This window comes from Streptomyces sp. NPDC090022 (genome assembly GCF_044748145.1).
Classification (GTDB): Bacteria; Actinomycetota; Actinomycetes; order Streptomycetales; family Streptomycetaceae; genus Streptomyces.
Window position 1 is genome coordinate 328,425 of sequence record NZ_JBIVFN010000004.1, and the last position, 18,679, is coordinate 347,103.

Below are 18,679 nucleotides of genomic sequence, written 5' to 3' on the forward strand. Positions count from 1 at the left end.
TCCCCTGCCGGCCGGCCCGGGCTGCGCGATGATGACCGGGTGAGTGTGCTCCCCCTGGTCTTCACCAGCGGCTGGGCCAGCGGGATCAACGCCTACGCCGTGATCCTCCTGCTCGGCGTCTTCGGCGCGACCGGGCTCACCGACGAGGTGCCCGCCTCGCTCCAGCGCACCGACGTCCTGGTGGCGGCCGGTGTGCTGTTCCTCTGCGAGGCCGTCGCCGACAAGATCCCGTACGTGGACTCCGCCTGGGACGCGGTCCACACCGTCATCCGCCCGGTCGCCGGCGCCGTCGTCGGCGCGTTGCTGGCCGGGCAGAGCGGTTCGCTCCCCGACCTCGCCGCCGGCGCGATCGGCGGCTCCACCGCGCTGGCCAGCCACTGCGTCAAGGCCGGCACCCGGATGGCGATCAACACCTCGCCCGAGCCCGTCAGCAACATCGTCATGAGCACCGCCGAGGACCTCGGGGTCGGCGCGATCGTCACCTTCGCCATGTTCAACCCGCAGGCCGCGGCGATCATCGCGGCCGTCCTGCTCGCCCTCGGCATCGCCCTGCTGGTCCTCCTCTGGACCCGGATCCGCCGCTTCCTGCGGCGCCGGGCCCAGCGCCGCGAGGAGAAGCGGCTGGCGGCGGCCGTCCGCGGCGCCGCCCCACCCGGCTGACCAGCGCCCGACGGCCGATAAGGTCGGGCGCATGGCAGGAATTGCGGTGATCGGCGCCGGGATGGGCGCGATGGCGACGGCCGCCCGGCTGGCCGTGGCGGGCCACCGGGTGACGGTGTACGAGCGGTCGGCGACGTACGGCGGTGCGGTCGGCCGGTACGAGCGCGACGGCTTCGCCTTCGACACCGGGCCGGGGCTGCTGCACCTGCCCGCCGTCTACCGCGATCTGTTCGTCAAGACCGGCAAGCGGCCCCTGGAGGACTGCGTCGAGCTGGTCCAGGCCGACCCGGCCGTCCGCCACCTGCTGGCCGACGGCACGGACGTCCGCCTGCCCAACGCCTCGCGCGGTGGCGTCGCAGCCGTCCTGGACGAGGCCTTCGGCCCGGGCGCGGGGGCCCGCTGGAGTGCCGTCCTGGGCCGCGCCCGGGACGCCTGGGACCGTACCCGGCGGCCCCTCCTCGAAGAACCCCTGTGGCCGAACTGGGAGGTGCTGGGCCGGGACCCCTACCCGGCGCTGCGCAAGAGCGGCCTGCTGCGCCGCCGCCCGCCGACCCTGGCGGAGGTGGCCGAACGGGAGCTGGGCGGCGGCCCGCTGGCGTCGCTGCTGACCTCCGCCGTCCACGCGTACGGCCTGGACCCGGCCACCGCGCCCGCCTCGGCCGTCGTCCTGCCGTACATGGAGCACACCTTCGGCAGCTGGACCGTGCGCGGCGGGACGCGGGCCCTGGCCACGGCCGTGTACGAGCGCTGCCGGGAACGGAAGGTGGAGTTCGCCTTCGGCGCGGAGGTCCGCGAGGTCGTGGAGACCGCGGGGCGGGCCACCGGGCTGCGGCTGGCGGACGGTACCGAGGTGAGCGCCGACGCGGTGGTCTGCGGGGCGGACCCGGGCCCCCTGCTGACGCCCCTGCTGCCCGGCGGCCGGCCGTGGCCGGAGACGACGGTCCCGGTGCGCCGGGGCGGGACGAGCCGGATCACCCTGCTGCTCGCGCTGCGCGGCCCGCGGCCGGAGGACACCGTTCACCGCACGGTGGTGCACTCCCCCGACCTCGTGGCCGAGGCCCGCGTCTCCTCCACCGGCGAGCACACCGGGCGGCCCACGGTCACCGTGCTGCGCCCGGACGATCCGGCGACCCGGCCCGACGCCGCGCACGAGGCGGTCACCGTCAGCGCCGTCTGCGCCCCGCAGGGCGCCCTGGACTTCACGGACCGGGATCTGGTCGGCAGGTACACCGAACGGCTCCTGGAGGCCGCCTCACGTGCGGTGCCGGAGCTTCGGGAGAGGCTGCTGTGGCACGAGGTGCGCACACCCGCCGACGTGGAGGCGGCCACGGGGGCCACCGGAGGCGTGGTGCCGCCGCCCGCGCTCGCCGGCGCCGAGGGACGGCTGCTGTACCCGGCGAACACGTCCCCGCTGCCCGGGCTCTACCTGGCGGGCGGCTGGGCCCACCCCGGTGGCGGGCTCGCGCACGCGGGGATGACGGGGGCGCTGGTGTCCGGGCTGATCGTGGAGGGCGCGGACTTCCGCGGCTCGCAGTGACCGGCCGCGGCCCCCGCCGCACCGGCCGGTACCGGTGCCGCCGCTCCCGCCGCTCCGGTCAGTACCGGTACTGCTCGTACTCGCCGGTGCCCTGGTAGGGGTACTGCTGGGGGTCCTGCTGCTCCTGGTACGGCTGCCCCTGCGCCTGCGGCGGGTAGGGCTGCTCGACGTCGCGCTGCTGCGGCACCCAGACACCGCCGGGCGGGGTGTCCATGGCGTACTGCTGGTGGTCGGCGTAGCCGGCGTACGTGTCGTACGGCTGGGCGACGCCGCCGGTGCCGATGTACGGGTCCGAGTAGGCGGCGTAGGTCGGCTGCTGCCCGTAGTCGTAGCCGCCCTGGCCCTGCGGGTCGTAGTAGGCGGCGTACTGGTGCGCGTCCGGCTCGCCCGTGGCGTACGGCGAGGCGAAGGCCGCCGTCGCGTCCGGCTCCTGGTCCCGGGTGAAGCTCTGGATGCCGTACGAACCGGTGTCGTCGGGCAGCGGCTGCGGGCTGTAGACCTCGGGGGCGGGCTCCGCCCCGGAGGCGGCCTCGGCCCCGGGCGCGTCCCCGGCCTCGTCGTACTGGAGCGCCGTGACCTCCAGCGCCGGCTCCTGCGGGCGCGCGGAGCCGCCGCGGCGGCGTCTGCTGCCGGACTTCGCGGGCCCCGCCGGCTCGGCCTCGCCGGCCCCGGCCTTGTCGCGGCGCAGCGCCCAGCCGGCGACGAAGCCCTTGCGGAAGGACAGCGTGACCAGGGTCTGGCCGATCGCGAAGCAGGTCGCGCCTACGGCGATGACCAGCACGGACGGCAGCACGACGCCCGCGACGACGCCGAGGAAGCCGGCGAAGGCGAGCAGCCGCCAGCGCAGCCGCGCCTTGTACTGGAGCAAAACCTCGGCGAGCAGCCACAGCGCGACGATGCCGAACGCGATGTAGAGGACCGTCATACCCATGCGTGGCCCCTCTCGGTACGGCCGCCCATGGTATTACGGCCGGTCAGGCCCGCTGGTGCAGGCCCAGGTTCTCGTAGATCTCGAGGGTCGCCGTGGAGTTGTTCGTGATGAAGTGCAGCCCCGGGACACCCTCGGACAGCAGCCGCGCACAGAACTCCGTGGCGAACTCGATCCCAATGGAGCGTACAGCGGCCGGGTCGTCCTTGACCGCGAGGATGCGCTCTTTCACGTTCTCCGGGAAGGCGGCGTTGCTCAACTGGGGCAGCCGGTCGAGGGTCCGCGCGTTCACAACAGCCATGACTTCAGGGATGATCGGCGTCTCGCAGCCCGCCTTGTGCACGCTGTCGCGCAGCCTCAGATAGTTCTCGGGATGAAAGAACATCTGGGTGATCGCGTAGTCGGCACCGGCCCGGCACTTGTCCACGAAGTGACGAATGTCCGTGTCCCAGTCGGTGGAGCGCGGGTGCATCTCGGGGAACGCGGCGACGCCCACGCAGAAGTCGCCGGACTCCTTGATGAGCCGGACGAGGTCGGCGGCGTACTGGACGCCCTCCGGGTGCTCGATCCACTCGCCCATCGGGTCGCCGGGCGGGTCGCCGCGCAGGGCGAGCATGTTGCGGATGCCCGCGTCGGCGTACTGGCCCAGGACGTGCCGCAGTTCCGCGACCGAGTGGTCGACGGCGGTCAGGTGCGCGACCGGGGTGAGCGTGGTGTCGGCGGCGATCTCCTGAGTGGCCTTGACGGTGCCGCCGCGGGTGGAGCCGCCGGCCCCGTAGGTCACCGACACGAAGCTCGGCCCGACCGCCTCGACCCGGCGCAGCGCACCCCAGAGGCTGCGCTCGCCCTTCTCGGTCCGGGGCGCGTAGAACTCGAACGAGTACGAGGGCTTGCCGGACGCGAGGATGTCGCGCACGGTGCGTGCGCGGTCCGGGCGGGTGGAAGCGGTACCAAGGGCCATGTGGGCAGGTTAGACGGGGTCCAGCAGGCAGCGAAGCGGTGTCCAGGGAATGGACAGATTTTTGGACACTTTCCGCCAAGGCCCAGGTAGCGGCCGGGTGACGCTGGTAGAGCGGCTACCCGAGGCGCTCGCGGACCCGCCGGGACAGGGCCGCGGCGGCCGCGCCCGGGTCGTCGGCCTCGGTCAGCGCGCGGACGACGACGATCCGCTTCGCCCCGGCGTCCAGCACCTCGTCCAGGTTCGACGCGTCGATGCCGCCGATCGCGAACCAGGGCCGCTCCTGCTCCAGCGACGCCGCGTACCGGACGAGGTCCAGGCCGGGGGCGTGCCGGCCGGGCTTGGTGGGGGTGGGCCAGCAGGGGCCGGTGCAGAAGTAGTCCACGCCGGGCTCGGCGGCGGCGGCGTCGACCTCGGCCTCCGCGTGGCAGGAGCGCCCGACGATCACCTGGTCTCCCAGGATCGCGCGGGCGGCGGGGACGGGGATGTCGCCCTGGCCCAGGTGGAGCACGTCGGAGCCGATGGCGTGCGCGACGTCGGCCCGGTCGTTGACCGCGAGCAGCCTGCCGTGCCGGCGGGCGGCGTCGGCGAACACCGCGAGGTGCTCCAGCTCCTCGCCCGCCTCCATGCCCTTGTCGCGCAGCTGCACGATGTCGACGCCGCCCGCGAGGACGGCGTCGAGGAACTCGGGAAGGTCTCCCTGGCGCTTACGGGCGTCCGTGCACAGGTAGAGCCGGGCGTCGGAAAGCTGCTGGGACATGGGAAACCCCCCGGATGGCGGGTGTGCGGGCCACGGGGGCCCGCACACCGCTCGGTGCGTTCAGGATCGGATCAGACGGCGAGCGCCTGGGCGCGGCGCTTCACCTCCGTGCCGCGATTCTCGCTCAGGGCCTGCGCGGGCGTGCCGGGCAGGGTCGGGTCCGGAGTGAAGAGCCACTCCAGCATCTCTTCGTCGGTGAAGCCGTCGTCCCGGAGCAGCGTCAGGGTGCCGGAGAGGCCCTTGACCACCTTGTCGCCGTCGATGAAGGCGGCGGGCACCTGCAGCGCGCGGTTCTCACCGCGGCGCACGGCGATGAGCTGGCCCTCCTTGACCAGCTGGCGGACTCGGGTCACTTCGACGCCCAGCATTTCGCTGATGTCGGGGAGGTAGAGCCACTCGGGGACGAGAGCATCGATCTTTGCGTCAATCTCGGTCACGGGAACAAGCCTGCCATCCGGGACTGACAGTCGGTAGTCGGACGGTCCGGGCGGGTCCCGGACCCACCCTCCCGCACGCCTGCGCGCCCCCTTCGCGCCCCCGCCCCGCCGGATGCGCCGGGCCGGACGGTACGCCGGCCGGCCGGCGGCGGGTACGCCGGTCAGCGGGCGGCCGACTTCAGCGGGACCGCCGGGTCGGCGACCCGGTCCGGGTCCACGGGGGTGCCCGCCTCGATCAGCTTGCGGCCCTGGGCCAGGTCCCGGGGCCGGCCCACGGCCAGGACGGCGACCAGGACGCCCGCCCGCAGCCAGCACACCGACCACGCCGCCCCGGCCGGGTCACCGCGCCACACGAGCGTGTCGGCGCCCCCGTGGTGACCGGCGTACTGCACGAACCGCCCGAACTGCTCGGACCAGAAGTACGGCACCGGGTCGTAGATCCGCGCGGGCTCCCCGGCGGGTGCGGCCGGTGCGACCGGTGCGGCGGGTGCGACCGGTGTGGCGGGTGCGACCGGTGTGGCGGGTGCGGCGGGTGCGGCGGGTGCGGCCGCGGCGGCCACGATGTTCGCCGCGACCGTCCGCGGCCCCTGGAGCGCGTTGTCCCAGTGGTGCACCAGCAGCCGCGTGCCGTACCGGGCGGAGGGGAACGACGCGCAGTCCCCCACGGCGTACACGTCGGGCAGCGAGGTCCGCAGGCCCGCGTCGGCGGTGACCGCGCCGTCCGGACCGAGCTCCACGCCCGTGCCCGCCAGCCAGCCGGTGGCCGGCCGGGCCCCGATGCCGACGACCACCGCCCCGGCGGGCAGCTCCCGCCCGTCGGCCAGCAGCACCCGCCCGGGCTCGACGCCGGCGACCCTGGCTCCGGTCTCCAGCCGGGCCCCCGCCTGCGCGTACCAGTCGGCCATCGGGGCGGCGACCTCCTCCGGCAGGGCGCCGGCGAGCACCCGGCCGGCGGCCTCGACCACGGTCACCGCGCAGCCGGCCTCCCGGGCGGCGGTGGTGAACTCGGCGCCGATCCAGCCGGCCCCGACGACCACGACGTCCGGCGCCGCCGCGAGCACCGGACGCAGCCGCTCGGCGTCGTCCAGGGTCCGCAGCAGGTGGACGCCCGCGACCCCCTCGGTGCCCGGCAGCGTCAGCGGCTCCGCGCCGGTGGCCAGCACCAGGACGCCGTACGGGACGGGGCCCGCCGGGGTGTCCAGGACGTGGTCGGCGGCCCGCAGCCCGGTGACCTCGACGCCGAGCCGCAGCTCGATGCCGAGGCCCTCGAAGTCGACGTCGAAGGCGGAGTCCTCGGCCTTGCCGAGCAGGACCGCCTTGGACAGCGGGGGGCGGTCGTAGGGCTGGTGGGGCTCGGCGCCCAGCAGGGTGACGGGACCGGTGAAGCCCGCTTCCCGCAGGGCGACCGCGGTCTGCACGCCCGCCATGCCGGCGCCGACGATGACGACGGCCGGCGCCGGCGCCGGCGCCGGCTCTGCGTATTGGCTCTTGTACGTCTGCTCGCTCACGCCGCCCAGCCTAATCATCTGACGAACCGTCAGGAATAGCGGAGCAGGGAGAGACCGGGAGGCAGCCTTACCCGGGCTCCGGCGCCGGGGTTAGGCTGGCCACCGTACCTATCGCGGGAGCCCGGACGCACCGGGCTGAGAGGGAGGCTGGACGGCCTCCGACCGTACGAACCTGATCCGGGTCATGCCGGCGAAGGGAGGGGCTGGACACCCATGCACGCATCCACGGACAGAACGGGCGGACCGGACACGACAGCCGGGACGGCCGGAGCACCGCGAGCGGCCGGATACGACGTCCTCGTCATCGGGGGCGGGATCATCGGCCTGGTCACGGCCTGGCGGGCCGCGCGGCGGGGCCTGCGCACCGCGCTCGCCGACCCGGCACCCGGCGGCGGCGCCGCCCGCGTCGCCGCGGGCATGCTGGCCGCCGTCACCGAGCTGCACTACGGCGAGGAGACCCTGCTGGGCCTCAACGTCGCCTCCGCCGAGCGCTATCCGGAGTTCACCGCCGAACTCGCCGAGGCCAGCGGCGGCCTGGACATCGGCTACCGCGCCTGCGGCACCCTCGCCGTCGCCCTCGACGCCGACGACCGCCTCCACCTGCGCGAACTGCACGCGCTGCAACGGCGCTGCGGGCTGGACTCGCAGTGGCTGACCGGCCGCGAGTGCCGCCGCCTGGAGCCGATGCTGGCACCGGGCGTCCGCGGCGGGCTGCGCGTCGACGGCGACCACCAGGTCGATCCGCGCCGGCTGGCGGCGGCACTGCTCGCCGCCTGCGAGCGGTCCGGGGTGAGCGTCCACCGGGCGAGCGCCGCGCGGCTGACCGTCACCGCCGACCGGGCCTCGGGCGCGGAGCTCGACGACGGTACGCGGCTGCGCGCGGGCCAGGTGGTCCTGGCCGCGGGCAGCCTCAGCGGCCGGCTGGCCGGCGTACCGCCGCAGGCCGTGCCGCCGGTCCGGCCGGTCAAGGGCCAGGTCCTGCGGCTGGCGGTGCCCCCCGCGTACGCGCCGTTCCTGTCCCGGACGGTACGGGCCGTCGTCCGCGGCAGCCACGTCTACCTGGTGCCGCGCGAGAACGGCGAGCTGGTCGTCGGCGCCACCAGCGAGGAGCTGGGCTGGGACACCACGGTCACGGCGGGCGGGGTGTACGAACTCCTGCGCGACGCCCACGAGCTGGTGCCCGGCATCACCGAACTCCCGCTCACCGAGACCCGGGCGGGGCTGCGCCCGGGCTCCCCCGACAACGCGCCGCTGCTCGGCCCGACCGAACTGCCGGGCCTGCACCTGGCGACCGGCCACTACCGCAACGGGGTGCTGCTGACCCCGCTGACCGGTGACGTCATGGCCGAGGTGCTGGCCACCGGTGAACTGCCGGACGTGGCCCGCCCCTTCTCCCCCCGGCGGTTCGCCGCCCCCGCCGCCGCGCCCGCCGCCGCCCCCGCCTCCGCCGCCCGCGAGGAGTCCTTCGTATGACCATCTCCGTGAACGGCGAACCCCGCGAGATCGCCCCCGGCACGACCCTGGCCACGGTCGTCGCGACGCTGACCACCGCCCCGTCCGGGGTGGCGGCGGCACTGAACGAAACAGTGGTGCCGCGCGGCCAGTGGCCCGCGACGCCTGTCGGCGAGGGCGACCGCGTCGAGATCCTCACCGCGGTCCAGGGAGGCTGAGCGGACATGGCTGACGACATCCTCCGGCTCGGCGACCGGACCTTCTCCTCCCGGCTGATCATGGGTACGGGCGGGGCGCCGAGCCTGGACGTGCTGGAACGGGCGCTGGTGGCCTCCGGCACGGAACTGACGACGGTGGCGATGCGGCGGCTGGACCCGACGGTCCAGGGCTCGGTGCTGTCGGTCCTGGACCGCCTCGGCATCCAGGTGCTGCCGAACACCGCGGGCTGCTTCACGGCCGGCGAGGCGGTACTGACCGCGCGGCTGGCGCGGGAGGCGCTGGGCACGTCGTGGATCAAGCTGGAGGTGGTGGCCGACGAGCGGACGCTGCTGCCCGACGGCGTGGAGCTGCTGGACGCCGCCGAGATCCTGGTGGACGAGGGCTTCACGGTGCTGCCGTACACGAACGACGACCCGGTCCTCGCGCGGAAGCTGGAGGACGTGGGGTGCGCGGCGATCATGCCGCTGGGTTCGCCGATCGGATCGGGGCTGGGGATCCGCAACCCGCACAACTTCGAGCTGATCGTGGAGCGGGCGTCGGTTCCCGTGATCCTGGACGCGGGGGCGGGTACGGCGTCCGACGCCGCGCTCGCGATGGAGCTCGGGTGCGCGGCGGTGATGCTGGCGTCGGCGGTGACCCGGGCGCAGGAGCCGGTGCTGATGGCGGCGGCGATGCGGGACGCGGTTTCCGCGGGCCGGCTCGCGCGGCGCGCGGGCCGCATCCCCCCGCGCCGCTTCGCGGACCCGTCGTCCCCGATGTCGGGCCGCGCCGCCCTGGACCCGGAACGCCCGGCGTTCTGACCACCTCCGCCCCACCCCTCGATCGCCGGCGGGACCGGGGTGGGCGGGGCGCTGCCCCGGACCCCGCGCGTCAAACGCCGGCGGGGCCGGGTGAGCGGGGCTCCGCCCCACACCCCGCGCCTCAAACGCCGGCGAGGCTGAAGTGGTGCCCGCCGGGCTCAAAGATCGGGGGCTCCGCCCCCGGACCCCCATACGTGCGCTCCGCGCCCGTGCGCTCAAACGCCGCGCGGGCTGAAAATGCCGCTCCGCGGCATCCCAGCCTCGAGCACCACGGACCCCACCTCCAACCCCGCCGGACCCCCTTCCAGCGCCGCCGGCCCCCACTCCAGCCCCGCCGGGCCCCCACTCCAGCCCCGCCGGCGTTTGAGGCGCGGGGGCGGAGCCCCCGAAACCGGCCCCGCTGGGCAACCGTCAGCGCCACCGCGCACCCCTCCCAGCCCCGCGGGCACCACTCCAGCGCCGCCGGGCCCCCACTCCAGCCCCGCCGGCGTTTGAGGCGCGGGGGCGCGGGGGCGGAGCCCCCGCACGGGGCCCGAAACGTGTGCACGACGTCACAGGTGCGCTGCAACCAGGGGCGCACCGGTCGGCCCCGCAGGCCCCGCTCGTAGAATCGCCGGGTGGACACGACCCTGGACGACCCCCTCGTCGGGCAGACGCTCGACGGCCGCTACCGCATCGACGCCCGTATCGCGGCCGGCGGCATGGCCACGGTCTACCGGGCCGTGGACACCCGCCTCGACCGGGTGCTCGCGCTCAAGGTGATGCACCCGGCGCTGGCCGCCGACACCGCCTTCGTCGACCGTTTCATCCGCGAGGCGAAGTCCGTGGCCCGGCTGGCGCACGCCAACGTCGTGGCGGTCTTCGACCAGGGCACGGACGGCCCGTACGTCTACCTCGCCATGGAGTACGTCTCCGGCTGCACCCTGCGCGACGTGCTCCGCGAGCGCGGTGCCCTCCAGCCCCGCGCCGCCCTCGACATCCTCGAACCGGTCCTCGCCGCCCTCGGCGCCGCCCACCGCGCCGGTTTCGTGCACCGGGACATGAAGCCCGAGAACGTCCTGATCGGCGACGACGGCCGGGTCAAGGTCGCCGACTTCGGGCTGGTCCGCAGCGTCGACACGGTGACCAGCACCACCGGTGCCGTCCTCGGCACCGTCTCCTACCTGGCCCCCGAGCAGATCGAGAACGGCGTCACCGACACCCGCGTCGACGTGTACGCCTGCGGCGTCGTGCTGTACGAGATGCTCACCGGCACCAAGCCGCACACCGGCGGCTCCCCCGCCCAGGTGCTGTACCAGCACCTCCACGAGGACGTGCCGCCCCCGTCCGCCACCGTCCCCGGGCTGCCGGCCGCGCTGGACGCCCTGGTGGCCACGGCCACCGCCCGCGACGCCGCCGCCCGCCCCCACGACGCCGTGGCCCTTCTCGGCCTGGCCCGCGAGGCCCGCGCCGCCCTCACCGACGCCGAGCTGGACGCCGTACCGCCGCAGGCGCTGGCCGCGGACCGGTCCGACGCCGAGGACCGCACCAGCGTGATCCCGCGCCCGGTGACCGCGCCGCGCCGGCCCCGGCCCGAGCCGCACGACGTGCAGCACACCTCGCGCCTGGAACGGCCGCCCCTGCCCGAACCGGCCCCCGCCCCCGGGCGGCGGCGGGCCGCGATGCGGGAGCGGCCCCGCGCGGCCTACCTGGTCATCGCGGCCCTGGTCCTCGTCCTCGGGCTCGGCACCGGCGTCTGGTACATCAGCTCGGGGCAGTTCACCCAAGTGCCGAACCTGATCGGCAAGAGCGAGGCGCAGGCCCGCCAGGAGCTGTCCGCGGCCGGGCTCGGCGTGAAGAAGATCGAGAAGAAGTTCAGCAGCACCGTCGAGCGCGGCGCGGTGATCGCCACCGACCCCGCCGGCGGCCGGCGGATCCGCGGGAACGGTTCGGTGGGGCTGACCGTCTCGCGCGGGCCGGAGATCGTCACCGTCCCGTCCGTGAAGAACATGCCGCTGGAGAAGGCCAAGGCCGAGCTGAAGAAGGCCGGGCTGGAGCCCGGTCTGGTCACGCAGGCCTTCAGCCAGGACGTCGCCCAGGGCGCGGTGATCACCACCGACCCGGAGCCCGGCGTCGGCCGGGCCCCCGACACGGCCGTCGCGATGGTCGTCAGCAAGGGCCGGCCGGTGCAGGTGCCCGGTGTGGTCGGCCGGCCGGTGGACCAGGCGCGGGACCAGCTGCAGGACGCGGGCCTGAAGGTCGAGATCGCCCCCGAGCAGGTCAACTCCCCCGAGCGGGCGGGTACGGTCGCCAACCAGTCGGTGGGTGCGAACGCCCAGGCCGCGGCCGGCGACACGGTGACCCTGACGGTGTCCAAGGGCCCGCGCCAGCTCCCGGTGCCGGACGTCACCGGCAAGGAGGCCGACGACGCGCGCCGGGCGCTGGAGGCCGCGGGCTTCAAGGTGAAGGTGGACCGGCCGCTCATCTCCTTCAGCAAGACGGTGGAGGCCCAGTCGGTGCCGGGCGGCCAGAACGCCCCCGAGGGCAGCACGATCACCATCAGGATCAAGGGACTCTAGGGCGGGGCCGGACAGTGAAGCGCAATCCGGTCGGCGGGCACGTGCCCGTCGCGGGCGGGCTCGCCAAGGTGGGGCTGACGTACGCGCGGGAGATGGCGGCCGAGGCCGTGCAGGTCTTCGTCGCCAATCCGCGCGGCTGGGCCACGCCCGCCGGCAATCCGGCGCAGGACGAGGCGTTCCGCGCGCAGTGCGCGGCCGCCGGGATCCCGGCGTACGTGCACGCCCCGTACCTGATCAACTTCGGTTCGCACACGGCGGCCACCGTGGAGAGGTCGGTGGAGTCCCTGCGGCACTCGCTGCGCCGGGCCCGCGCGATCGGGGCGCTGGGGGTGGTGGTGCACACCGGTTCCGCGACCGGCGGCCGGCCGCGCGCGCAGGCACTGGCCCAGGTGCGGGAGCACATGCTGCCGCTGCTGGAGGAGCTGACCCACGAGGACGACCCGTTCCTGCTGCTGGAGTCGACGGCCGGGCAGGGCTCCTCGCTGTGTTCGCGGACCTGGGACTTCGGGCCGTACTTCGAGGCGCTGGACGCCCATCCCAGGCTCGGGATCTGCCTGGACACCTGCCACGTCTTCGCGGCCGGCCACGACCTGGCCGGGCCGGGCGGCACCAAGGAGACCCTGGACCTGCTGGTGGACACGGTCGGGGCGGGGCGGCTGAAGCTGATCCACGCCAACGACTCCGAGGCGGAGGTGGGCGCCAGGAAGGACCGGCACGCGAACATCGGCCGGGGTCACATCGGGCGCGAGGCCTTCGCGGAGCTGTTCACGCACCCGGAGACGGCGGGCGTGCCGCTGATCATCGAGACGCCGGGCGGCAAGGAGGGGCACGCCGCGGACGTGGCGCTGCTGAAGGAGCTCCGGCCGGATCCGTGACCGGCCGACGCCCCGCGGACACCCGTCGAGGAATACCCCAGGGGGGTATGTGGTTCCTGCTGTCGCGCAGGGACCGCACTCCGGTGTACTCCGGCATTCGAGGGGGCTGTCATGGACCACCAGCACCACACCCACGACCACCACGACCACCACGACCACGCGGCGCACGGCGACGGCGTCGGCGTCGGCCACGGCGGAGCCGGCTGGGGCATGGCCGCCCGCGCCACGCTGCACTGCCTCACCGGCTGCGCCATCGGCGAAGTGCTCGGCCTGGTCATCGGCACCGCGCTGGGCTGGGGAAACGTCGCGACCATGGCCCTCGCCATCGTCCTCGCGTTCCTCTTCGGCTACGCGTTCACCCCCGATGTTCTGGATCGTGCCGGCGATCGCGCTCACGGCCGCCTTCGTGATCACGACACCCGTCAACACGTGGATGATCGGCCGCGGCAAGGGGCACGCCGTGGTGCACCAGTACCACTGACACACCCGCCGAGCTACAGTTCCGGGCCGTCCCCCGGCTCCTCCTGGTACGAGTAGCGCTGCTCGCGCCAGGGGTCGCCGATGTTGTGGTAGCCGCGCTCCTCCCAGAAGCCGCGGCGGTCGGCGGTCATGTACTCCACGCCGCGCACCCACTTGGGGCCCTTCCACGCGTACAGGTGCGGGACGACCAGGCGGAGCGGGAAGCCGTGCTCGGCGGTGAGCGGCTCACCGCCCTGGTGGGTGGCGAAGACCGTGCGGTCGGAGGCGAAGTCCGACAGCCGCATATTGGAGCTGAACCCGTACTCGGCCCACACCATCACGTGCGTGACCTGCGGCGCCGGCGGCGCCATCGCCAGCACGGTGCGCGCGAGCACACCGCCCCATTCGGCCCCCGTCATGCTGAACTTCGTCACGCAGTGGAGGTCCGCGACGACCGAGGTGAACGGCAGCGCCGAGAACTCCTCGTGGTTCCAGCAGTGCTTGTCGCCGTCGGCGGTCGCGCCGAACACCCGGAACTCCCACCGGTCCGGCTTGAATTTGGGCACGGGCCCGTAATGGGTGACCGGCCAGCCCCGCTGCAGCCGCTGCCCCGGTGGAAGCTCCAGCTGCTCTGCTCCCGGAGATTCCCGGCTTTCCGGCTGACCCATGACTCCATGGTGACAGACCTGCGGGGGTGGTCATGACCAGGCGGCCGGGATTCGGGCAACTCCTACTAAGGAGGCACTTACTGGACGGCCTCCGACGGCGGTGCAAGGATGCGGCCAACTCCCCCGGTCAGTCGCTGGGAGGGGTTGCGGCCTTGTCACTCTTGCTTGGAAGGAGCCTTACGCGATGCAGGGCGACCCCGAGGTCCTCGAGTTTCTGAACGAACAGCTCACCGGCGAACTCACGGCGATCAACCAGTACTGGCTGCATTACCGGATCCAGGACAACAAGGGCTGGACCAAGCTCGCCAAGTACACGCGTGAAGAGTCCATGGACGAGATGAAGCACGCGGACAAGCTGACCGAGCGCATCCTGATGCTCGACGGCCTGCCGAACTACCAGCGCCTCTTCCACGTACGGGTCGGCCAGACCCTGACGGAGATGTTCCAGGCCGACCGCCAGGTCGAGGTCGAGGCGATCGACCGGCTCAAGCGCGGGATCGAGGTCATGCGCGGCAAGGGCGACATCACCTCCGCCCGCCTCTTCGAGGACATCCTGGAGGACGAGGAGCACCACATCGACTACCTGGACACCCAGCTGGAGCTGATCGAGACCCTGGGCGAGCCGCTCTACATCGCGCAGCTGGTCGAGCAGCCGGAGAGCTAGGCCGCTCCGGCGAGCCAGGCGGCTTCGGCGAGCCAGGCCGCTCCGGCGGAGCTAGGCGGCTTCGGCGAGCTGCGCCTCGGGGGCCAGGACGGCGGCCGGGGCGCTGCCCTTCTCCAGCAGCTCGCGGCGCGGGCACGCACCGCGGCCGAGCAGGCCCTGGATGGTGCGGACGCAGGAACCGCAGTCGGTGCCGGCCTTGGTGGCCGAGGCGATCTGCCGGGGGGTGCACGCACCGGCGGCCGCGTGCTCCTTGACCTGCTTGTCGGTGACACCGAAGCAAGAGCAGACGTACACGCGGTTCACCTCCCTGGCAGGAACGGTTCGGAGGCCATCCCCGACTGTTCGGTGAGGCTTACCTAACCCTACCCGGACTTAGGGTCACCTTAAAAGCCCTCGAAACGACGATGGGGCACGGATCACATGGATCCGCGCCCCATCACCGTACGAACATACGTACTGATCAGATCACTGGTCGCGGTACATCTCGGCCACCAGGAACGCCAGGTCCAGGGACTGGCTGCGGTTGAGCCGCGGGTCGCAGGCCGTCTCGTAGCGCTGGTGCAGGTCGTCGACGAAGATCTCGTCGCCGCCGCCCACGCACTCGGTGACGTCGTCACCGGTGAGCTCGACGTGGATGCCGCCCGGGTGGGTGCCCAGCGCCTTGTGGACCTCGAAGAAGCCCTTGACCTCGTCGAGCACGTCGTCGAAGCGGCGCGTCTTGTGGCCGGACGCCGCCTCGAAGGTGTTGCCGTGCATCGGGTCCGTCACCCAGGCCACGGTCGCGCCCGAGGCGGTGACCTTCTCGACCAGCTCCGGGAGCTTGTCGCGGACCTTGTCGGCGCCCATGCGGACGACGAAGGTGAGCCGGCCCGGCTCCCGCTCGGGGTCCAGGCGGTCGATGTACGTCAGCGCCTCGTCGACCGTGGTGGTCGGGCCGAGCTTGATGCCGACCGGGTTGGCGATCTGCGAGCAGAACTCGATGTGCGCGTGGTCCAGCTGGCGGGTGCGCTCACCGATCCACACCATGTGGCCGGAGGTGTCGTACAGCCGGCCGGTGCGCGAGTCGGTGCGGGTCAGCGCGCCCTCGTAGTCGAGCAGCAGCGCCTCGTGCGAGGAGTAGAACTCCACCGCCTTGAACTCGGCCGGGTCGGTACCGCAGGCCTTCATGAAGTTCAGCGCGTTGTCGATCTCGCGGGCGAGCTGCTCGTAGCGCTGGCCCGAGGGGGACGACTTCACGAAGTCCTGGTTCCAGGCGTGCACCTGGCGCAGGTCGGCGTAACCACCGGTGGTGAAGGCGCGCACCAGGTTCAGCGTCGAGGCGGACGCGTGGTACATCCGCTTCAGCCGCTCCGGGTCCGGGACCCGGGCCTCTTCGGTGAAGGCGAAGCCGTTGACGGAGTCGCCGCGGTAGGTCGGCAGGGTCACCCCGTCGCGGGTCTCGGTGTCCTTCGAGCGCGGCTTGGAGTACTGGCCGGCGATACGGCCGACCTTGACGACGGGGACGGAGGCGGCGTACGTGAGCACGGCCGACATCTGGAGGAGGGTCTTGAGCTTCGCGCGGATGTGGTCCGCCGACACGGCGTCGAAGGCCTCGGCGCAGTCGCCGCCCTGGAGCAGGAACGCCTCGCCCTTGGCGACGGCTCCCAGCCGGGCGCGCAGCTGGTCGCATTCGCCCGCGAAGACGAGCGGAGGATACGACTCGAGGTCCGCGACGACAGCGCGCAGAGCCTCGGCATCGGGGTACACAGGCTGCTGCGCCGCGGGAAGGTCTCGCCAGGAGGTGCCACCGGCGGCGGTGGTCTTAGCGTTCACGGTCACGTCCTCAACATTACGGCGTCCCACGACGCGTCCAGTCCGGTGCCCACCAGGTGAGACAGATGTCTGTCATGTCGGGCACGCTCCCGCACCCGGCCCCGGTCCGTGGGCTAGAGTCGCCCGTATGTACGCGCACTCCGACCAGAACTGGTGGTGGACCGCTCATCCGGCGGCCCACTGACTGCGCGTACCCGTAACCGACGCGAAGGCCGCCCGAGGGGCGGCCTTCTCGCGTATGCGGGCCGTTCCTCTCCCCCTCCCCGGAAAGGTTCCGCCCGATGACGACCGTGAGCCGACTGCTCGACGCCGACTGCCCGCCCTTCGCCCTGCTCCGCCGCCGCACCCCGGGCCGCGCCCACGACACCGTCGAGGTGCTGATCGGTCCCGTCCACGAGGCCGAGCGCCTGGCCGACCTGCCGGTGGGCCCGCTGCCCACCCTCGCGCTCGTGCCGTTCCGGCAGATCCGCGAGCGCGGGTTCGACGTGCGCGACGACGGCACGCCGCTGGCGGTGCTGGCCGCCGAGGAGGCGTACGAGGTCCCGCTCGCCGACCTGCTGGCGCAGCTGCCGGCCCACGACGTACGCGTCGAGGACGGCGGCTTCGACGTCCCCGACGCGGCGTACGCCGGGATCGTCGAGCGGGTGATCGAGGACGAGATCGGCCGGGGCGAGGGCGCGAACTTCGTCATCCGGCGCACCTACGAGGGCCGCATCGACGGCTTCGGCCGGGCGGACGCGCTGGCCCTCTTCCGGCGGCTGCTGCTGGGCGAGCGCGGCGCGTACTGGACGTACGTGGTCCACACCCCGGAGCGCACGCTGGTCGGGGCCGGCCCCGAGGTGCACGTCCGGATGTCGGGCGGCACCGTCGTGATGAACCCGATCAGCGGGACCTACCGCTATCCGGCCGGGGGCGCCACGGCCGAGTCCCTCCTCGCCTTCCTCGGCGACCGCAAGGAGACCGAGGAGCTGTCGATGGTGGTCGACGAGGAACTGAAGATGATGTGCACGGTCGGCGACCGGGGCGGGGTGGTCGTGGGCCCGCGCCTGAAGGAGATGTCCCACCTCGCGCACACCGAGTACGAGCTGCGCGGCCGCTCCTCGCTGGACGTGCGGGAGGTGCTGAAGGAGACGATGTTCGCGGCGACGGTGACCGGCTCGCCGGTGCAGAACGCCTGCCGGGTCATCGAGCGCCACGAATCCGGGGGGCGCGGCTACTACGCGGGCGCGCTCGCCCTGCTCGGCCTCGACGGTGCCGGGGTGCAGACCCTCGACTCCCCGATCCTGATCCGCACCGCCGACATCGCGCCCGACGGCCGCCTGCGGGTGCCGGTGGGCGCGACGCTGGTCCGGCACTCCGACCCGGCGGGCGAGGTGGCGGAGACCCACGCCAAGGCGGCCGGGGTCCTGGCGGCGCTCGGGGTCCGGCCGGCGGCGCCGCGGCCGCCCGCCGCCGCGCCGGGCCTGGCCGACGACCCCCGGGTGCGGGCGGCGCTGGCCGCCCGGCGGCGGGACCTGGCGCCGTTCTGGCTGCGGATGCAGGACCGGCCGGCCGGCGGCCGCGGGCACGCGCTGGTGGTGGACGGCGAGGACACCTTCACGGCGATGCTCGCCCACGTGCTGCGGGTGTCGGGGCCGGCGGTGACGGTACGCCGCTACGACGACCCCGGGCTGCGGGCGGCGGCCCTGGCGTGGACGGGGCCGGTCGTCCTGGGCCCGGGGCCGGGGAACCCGGCGGACGGGACCGATCCGAAGATGCGGATGCTGCGCGGGCTGGCGGGCGACCTGCTGGCCGGGCGCGGCCCGGGGCACCGGGGCGGGCTGCTGGGGGTCTGCCTCGGGCACGAGCTGCTGGCGGCCGAGCTGGGCCTGCCGCTGGTCCGCAAGGCGGAGCCGGCGCAAGGCGCGCAGCTGCGGATCGACCTGTTCGGGCGGGAGGAGGTGGTGGGCTTCTACAACACGTTCACCGCGCGGTGCGACGAGTCGGCGGCCGAGCGGCTGGCCGTGCGGGGCGTGGAGGTGGCCCGTGACCGGGTCACGGGCGAGGTGCATGCGCTGCGGTCGCCGGCGGCCGGTTTCGCGGGCGTCCAGTTCCACCCGGAGTCGGTCCTGACGCTGCGCGGCGCGACGATCCTGACCGAGCTCCTGACGGGCGTCGCGACCCCGGCGTAGGCCCACTCACCGCTGCGCGGAGCCTTTCCCCCACCCCGCCCAGGTCGGCGTTGACGCTGGAGGAGACGACCTCGTACCCGGCGGCGATCGGCGCGGTGTCCTCGGTCAGGAAGACGTCGAGGCAGCGGACCTCGCACAGCCCGGCGAAGGCCTGCTCCAGGAGCGGCATCTCGTCGGCCGTCGCACCGAATGCCAGGATTTCCACCACTGCTC

General features: G+C 73.8%; 18 protein-coding genes, 2 pseudogenes and 1 riboswitch. Of the genes and pseudogenes, 11 read left to right on the top strand and 9 right to left on the bottom strand.

From position 1 onward, the window contains the following. Positions 1–39 precede the first annotated feature (39 nt). The gene (locus ACIPXB_RS11895; RefSeq protein ID WP_401447803.1) at positions 40–660 is read left to right on the top strand and encodes a DUF4126 domain-containing protein; all 621 of its coding nucleotides are present in this window, start codon (positions 40–42) and stop codon (positions 658–660) included. A 31-nt stretch (positions 661–691) separates the two neighbouring features. Then, positions 692–2,197: a phytoene desaturase family protein gene (locus ACIPXB_RS11900; protein WP_401447805.1), complete on the top strand. Its 1,506-nt coding sequence runs from the start codon at positions 692–694 to the stop codon at positions 2,195–2,197. 58 nt (positions 2,198–2,255) lie between these two features. Here the strand turns inward: ACIPXB_RS11900 and ACIPXB_RS11905 are convergent, their stop codons facing one another. The 5 genes from ACIPXB_RS11905 to ACIPXB_RS11925 form a co-directional block, all read right to left on the bottom strand. After that, positions 2,256–3,128: a hypothetical protein gene (locus ACIPXB_RS11905; RefSeq protein ID WP_401447807.1), complete on the bottom strand. Its 873-nt coding sequence runs from the start codon at positions 3,126–3,128 to the stop codon at positions 2,256–2,258. Positions 3,129–3,171: 43 nt separating this feature from the next. Next, positions 3,172–4,086 (bottom strand): methylenetetrahydrofolate reductase [NAD(P)H], encoded by a 915-nt coding sequence (metF, locus tag ACIPXB_RS11910; protein WP_401447809.1) that lies wholly within the window; start codon positions 4,084–4,086, stop codon positions 3,172–3,174. Between the two features lie 115 nt (positions 4,087–4,201). Beyond that, positions 4,202–4,843: a thiamine phosphate synthase gene (gene thiE, locus ACIPXB_RS11915; RefSeq protein WP_401447812.1), complete on the bottom strand. Its 642-nt coding sequence runs from the start codon at positions 4,841–4,843 to the stop codon at positions 4,202–4,204. 71 nt (positions 4,844–4,914) lie between these two features. Then, positions 4,915–5,280, bottom strand: a complete 366-nt coding sequence (locus tag ACIPXB_RS11920; protein WP_401447813.1) for an Rv2175c family DNA-binding protein — start codon at positions 5,278–5,280, stop codon at positions 4,915–4,917. 161 nt (positions 5,281–5,441) lie between these two features. After that, a complete protein-coding gene (locus ACIPXB_RS11925) occupies positions 5,442–6,707 on the bottom strand; it encodes an NAD(P)/FAD-dependent oxidoreductase (RefSeq protein WP_401448286.1) in 1,266 nt (421 codons plus the stop codon). 184 nt (positions 6,708–6,891) lie between these two features. Continuing rightward, positions 6,892–7,004, top strand: a riboswitch (TPP riboswitch). On the opposite strand from ACIPXB_RS11925, the gene thiO reads away from it, so the two are divergent. The 6 genes and pseudogenes from thiO (at position 7,002) to ACIPXB_RS11955 (ending at position 13,173) form a co-directional block, all read left to right on the top strand. Continuing rightward, positions 7,002–8,261 (top strand): glycine oxidase ThiO, encoded by a 1,260-nt coding sequence (thiO, locus tag ACIPXB_RS11930; protein ID WP_401447815.1) that lies wholly within the window; start codon positions 7,002–7,004, stop codon positions 8,259–8,261. It overlaps the preceding riboswitch by 3 nt. Then, complete coding sequence (gene thiS / locus ACIPXB_RS11935) at positions 8,258–8,458, top strand: sulfur carrier protein ThiS (protein ID WP_401447817.1); 201 nt, start codon at positions 8,258–8,260, stop codon at positions 8,456–8,458. The genes thiO and thiS overlap by 4 nt, the downstream gene beginning before the upstream one ends. Before the next feature lie 6 nt (positions 8,459–8,464). Further along, on the top strand, positions 8,465–9,259 hold the full coding sequence (locus ACIPXB_RS11940; RefSeq protein WP_401447819.1) for a thiazole synthase: 795 nt from the start codon (positions 8,465–8,467) through the stop codon (positions 9,257–9,259). A 617-nt stretch (positions 9,260–9,876) separates the two neighbouring features. After that, on the top strand, positions 9,877–11,817 hold the full coding sequence (pknB, locus tag ACIPXB_RS11945; RefSeq protein WP_401447822.1) for a Stk1 family PASTA domain-containing Ser/Thr kinase: 1,941 nt from the start codon (positions 9,877–9,879) through the stop codon (positions 11,815–11,817). 14 nt (positions 11,818–11,831) lie between these two features. After that, a complete protein-coding gene (locus tag ACIPXB_RS11950) occupies positions 11,832–12,692 on the top strand; it encodes a deoxyribonuclease IV (RefSeq protein ID WP_401447824.1) in 861 nt (286 codons plus the stop codon). Positions 12,693–12,803: 111 nt separating this feature from the next. Beyond that, a pseudogene (locus tag ACIPXB_RS11955) lies at positions 12,804–13,173 on the top strand (DUF4396 domain-containing protein). Between the two features lie 13 nt (positions 13,174–13,186). On the opposite strand, the gene ACIPXB_RS11960 reads toward ACIPXB_RS11955, so the two are convergent. Next, positions 13,187–13,819, bottom strand: coding sequence for a sulfite oxidase-like oxidoreductase (locus ACIPXB_RS11960; RefSeq protein ID WP_401447826.1), 633 nt, complete (start codon positions 13,817–13,819; stop codon positions 13,187–13,189). Between the two features lie 184 nt (positions 13,820–14,003). Between ACIPXB_RS11960 and bfr the strand changes: the two genes are divergently transcribed. Further along, positions 14,004–14,483, top strand: coding sequence for a bacterioferritin (gene bfr / locus ACIPXB_RS11965; RefSeq protein WP_401447828.1), 480 nt, complete (start codon positions 14,004–14,006; stop codon positions 14,481–14,483). 51 nt (positions 14,484–14,534) lie between these two features. On the opposite strand, the gene ACIPXB_RS11970 is transcribed toward bfr, so the two are convergent. Both ACIPXB_RS11970 and ACIPXB_RS11975 read right to left on the bottom strand, forming a co-directional pair. After that, positions 14,535–14,777: a bacterioferritin-associated ferredoxin gene (locus tag ACIPXB_RS11970; protein WP_401447831.1), complete on the bottom strand. Its 243-nt coding sequence runs from the start codon at positions 14,775–14,777 to the stop codon at positions 14,535–14,537. A gap of 171 nt (positions 14,778–14,948) precedes the next feature. Next, positions 14,949–16,301 (bottom strand): class II 3-deoxy-7-phosphoheptulonate synthase, encoded by a 1,353-nt coding sequence (locus tag ACIPXB_RS11975; RefSeq protein ID WP_401447834.1) that lies wholly within the window; start codon positions 16,299–16,301, stop codon positions 14,949–14,951. 121 nt (positions 16,302–16,422) lie between these two features. Between ACIPXB_RS11975 and ACIPXB_RS11980 the strand changes: the two genes are divergently transcribed. Beyond that, positions 16,423–16,479, top strand: a complete 57-nt coding sequence (locus ACIPXB_RS11980) for a trp operon leader peptide (RefSeq protein ID WP_388854157.1) — start codon at positions 16,423–16,425, stop codon at positions 16,477–16,479. 97 nt (positions 16,480–16,576) lie between these two features. Beyond that, positions 16,577–18,466: an anthranilate synthase family protein gene (locus tag ACIPXB_RS11985; RefSeq protein ID WP_401447836.1), complete on the top strand. Its 1,890-nt coding sequence runs from the start codon at positions 16,577–16,579 to the stop codon at positions 18,464–18,466. Between the two features lie 37 nt (positions 18,467–18,503). On the opposite strand, the pseudogene ACIPXB_RS11990 reads toward ACIPXB_RS11985, so the two are convergent. Then, a pseudogene (locus ACIPXB_RS11990) lies at positions 18,504–18,671 on the bottom strand (2-hydroxyacid dehydrogenase); the annotation flags it as partial. Positions 18,672–18,679 lie beyond the last annotated feature (8 nt).

What these genes read in the sequence shown, in the direction of transcription:
- thiS (WP_401447817.1), top strand. Translation starts at nt 8,258, where the DNA reads ATGACCATCTCCGTGAACGGCGAACCCCGCGAGATCGCCCCCGGCACG.
- bfr (WP_401447828.1), top strand. Translation starts at nt 14,004, where the DNA reads ATGCAGGGCGACCCCGAGGTCCTCGAGTTTCTGAACGAACAGCTCACC.
- thiE (WP_401447812.1), bottom strand. Translation starts at nt 4,843, where the DNA reads ATGTCCCAGCAGCTTTCCGACGCCCGGCTCTACCTGTGCACGGACGCC.
- ACIPXB_RS11905 (WP_401447807.1), bottom strand. Translation starts at nt 3,128, where the DNA reads ATGGGTATGACGGTCCTCTACATCGCGTTCGGCATCGTCGCGCTGTGG.
- ACIPXB_RS11925 (WP_401448286.1), bottom strand. Translation starts at nt 6,707, where the DNA reads ATGGCGGGCGTGCAGACCGCGGTCGCCCTGCGGGAAGCGGGCTTCACC.
- thiO (WP_401447815.1), top strand. Translation starts at nt 7,002, where the DNA reads ATGCACGCATCCACGGACAGAACGGGCGGACCGGACACGACAGCCGGG.
- metF (WP_401447809.1), bottom strand. Translation starts at nt 4,086, where the DNA reads ATGGCCCTTGGTACCGCTTCCACCCGCCCGGACCGCGCACGCACCGTG.
- ACIPXB_RS11900 (WP_401447805.1), top strand. Translation starts at nt 692, where the DNA reads ATGGCAGGAATTGCGGTGATCGGCGCCGGGATGGGCGCGATGGCGACG.
- ACIPXB_RS11960 (WP_401447826.1), bottom strand. Translation starts at nt 13,819, where the DNA reads ATGGGTCAGCCGGAAAGCCGGGAATCTCCGGGAGCAGAGCAGCTGGAG.
- ACIPXB_RS11985 (WP_401447836.1), top strand. Translation starts at nt 16,577, where the DNA reads ATGACGACCGTGAGCCGACTGCTCGACGCCGACTGCCCGCCCTTCGCC.
- ACIPXB_RS11940 (WP_401447819.1), top strand. Translation starts at nt 8,465, where the DNA reads ATGGCTGACGACATCCTCCGGCTCGGCGACCGGACCTTCTCCTCCCGG.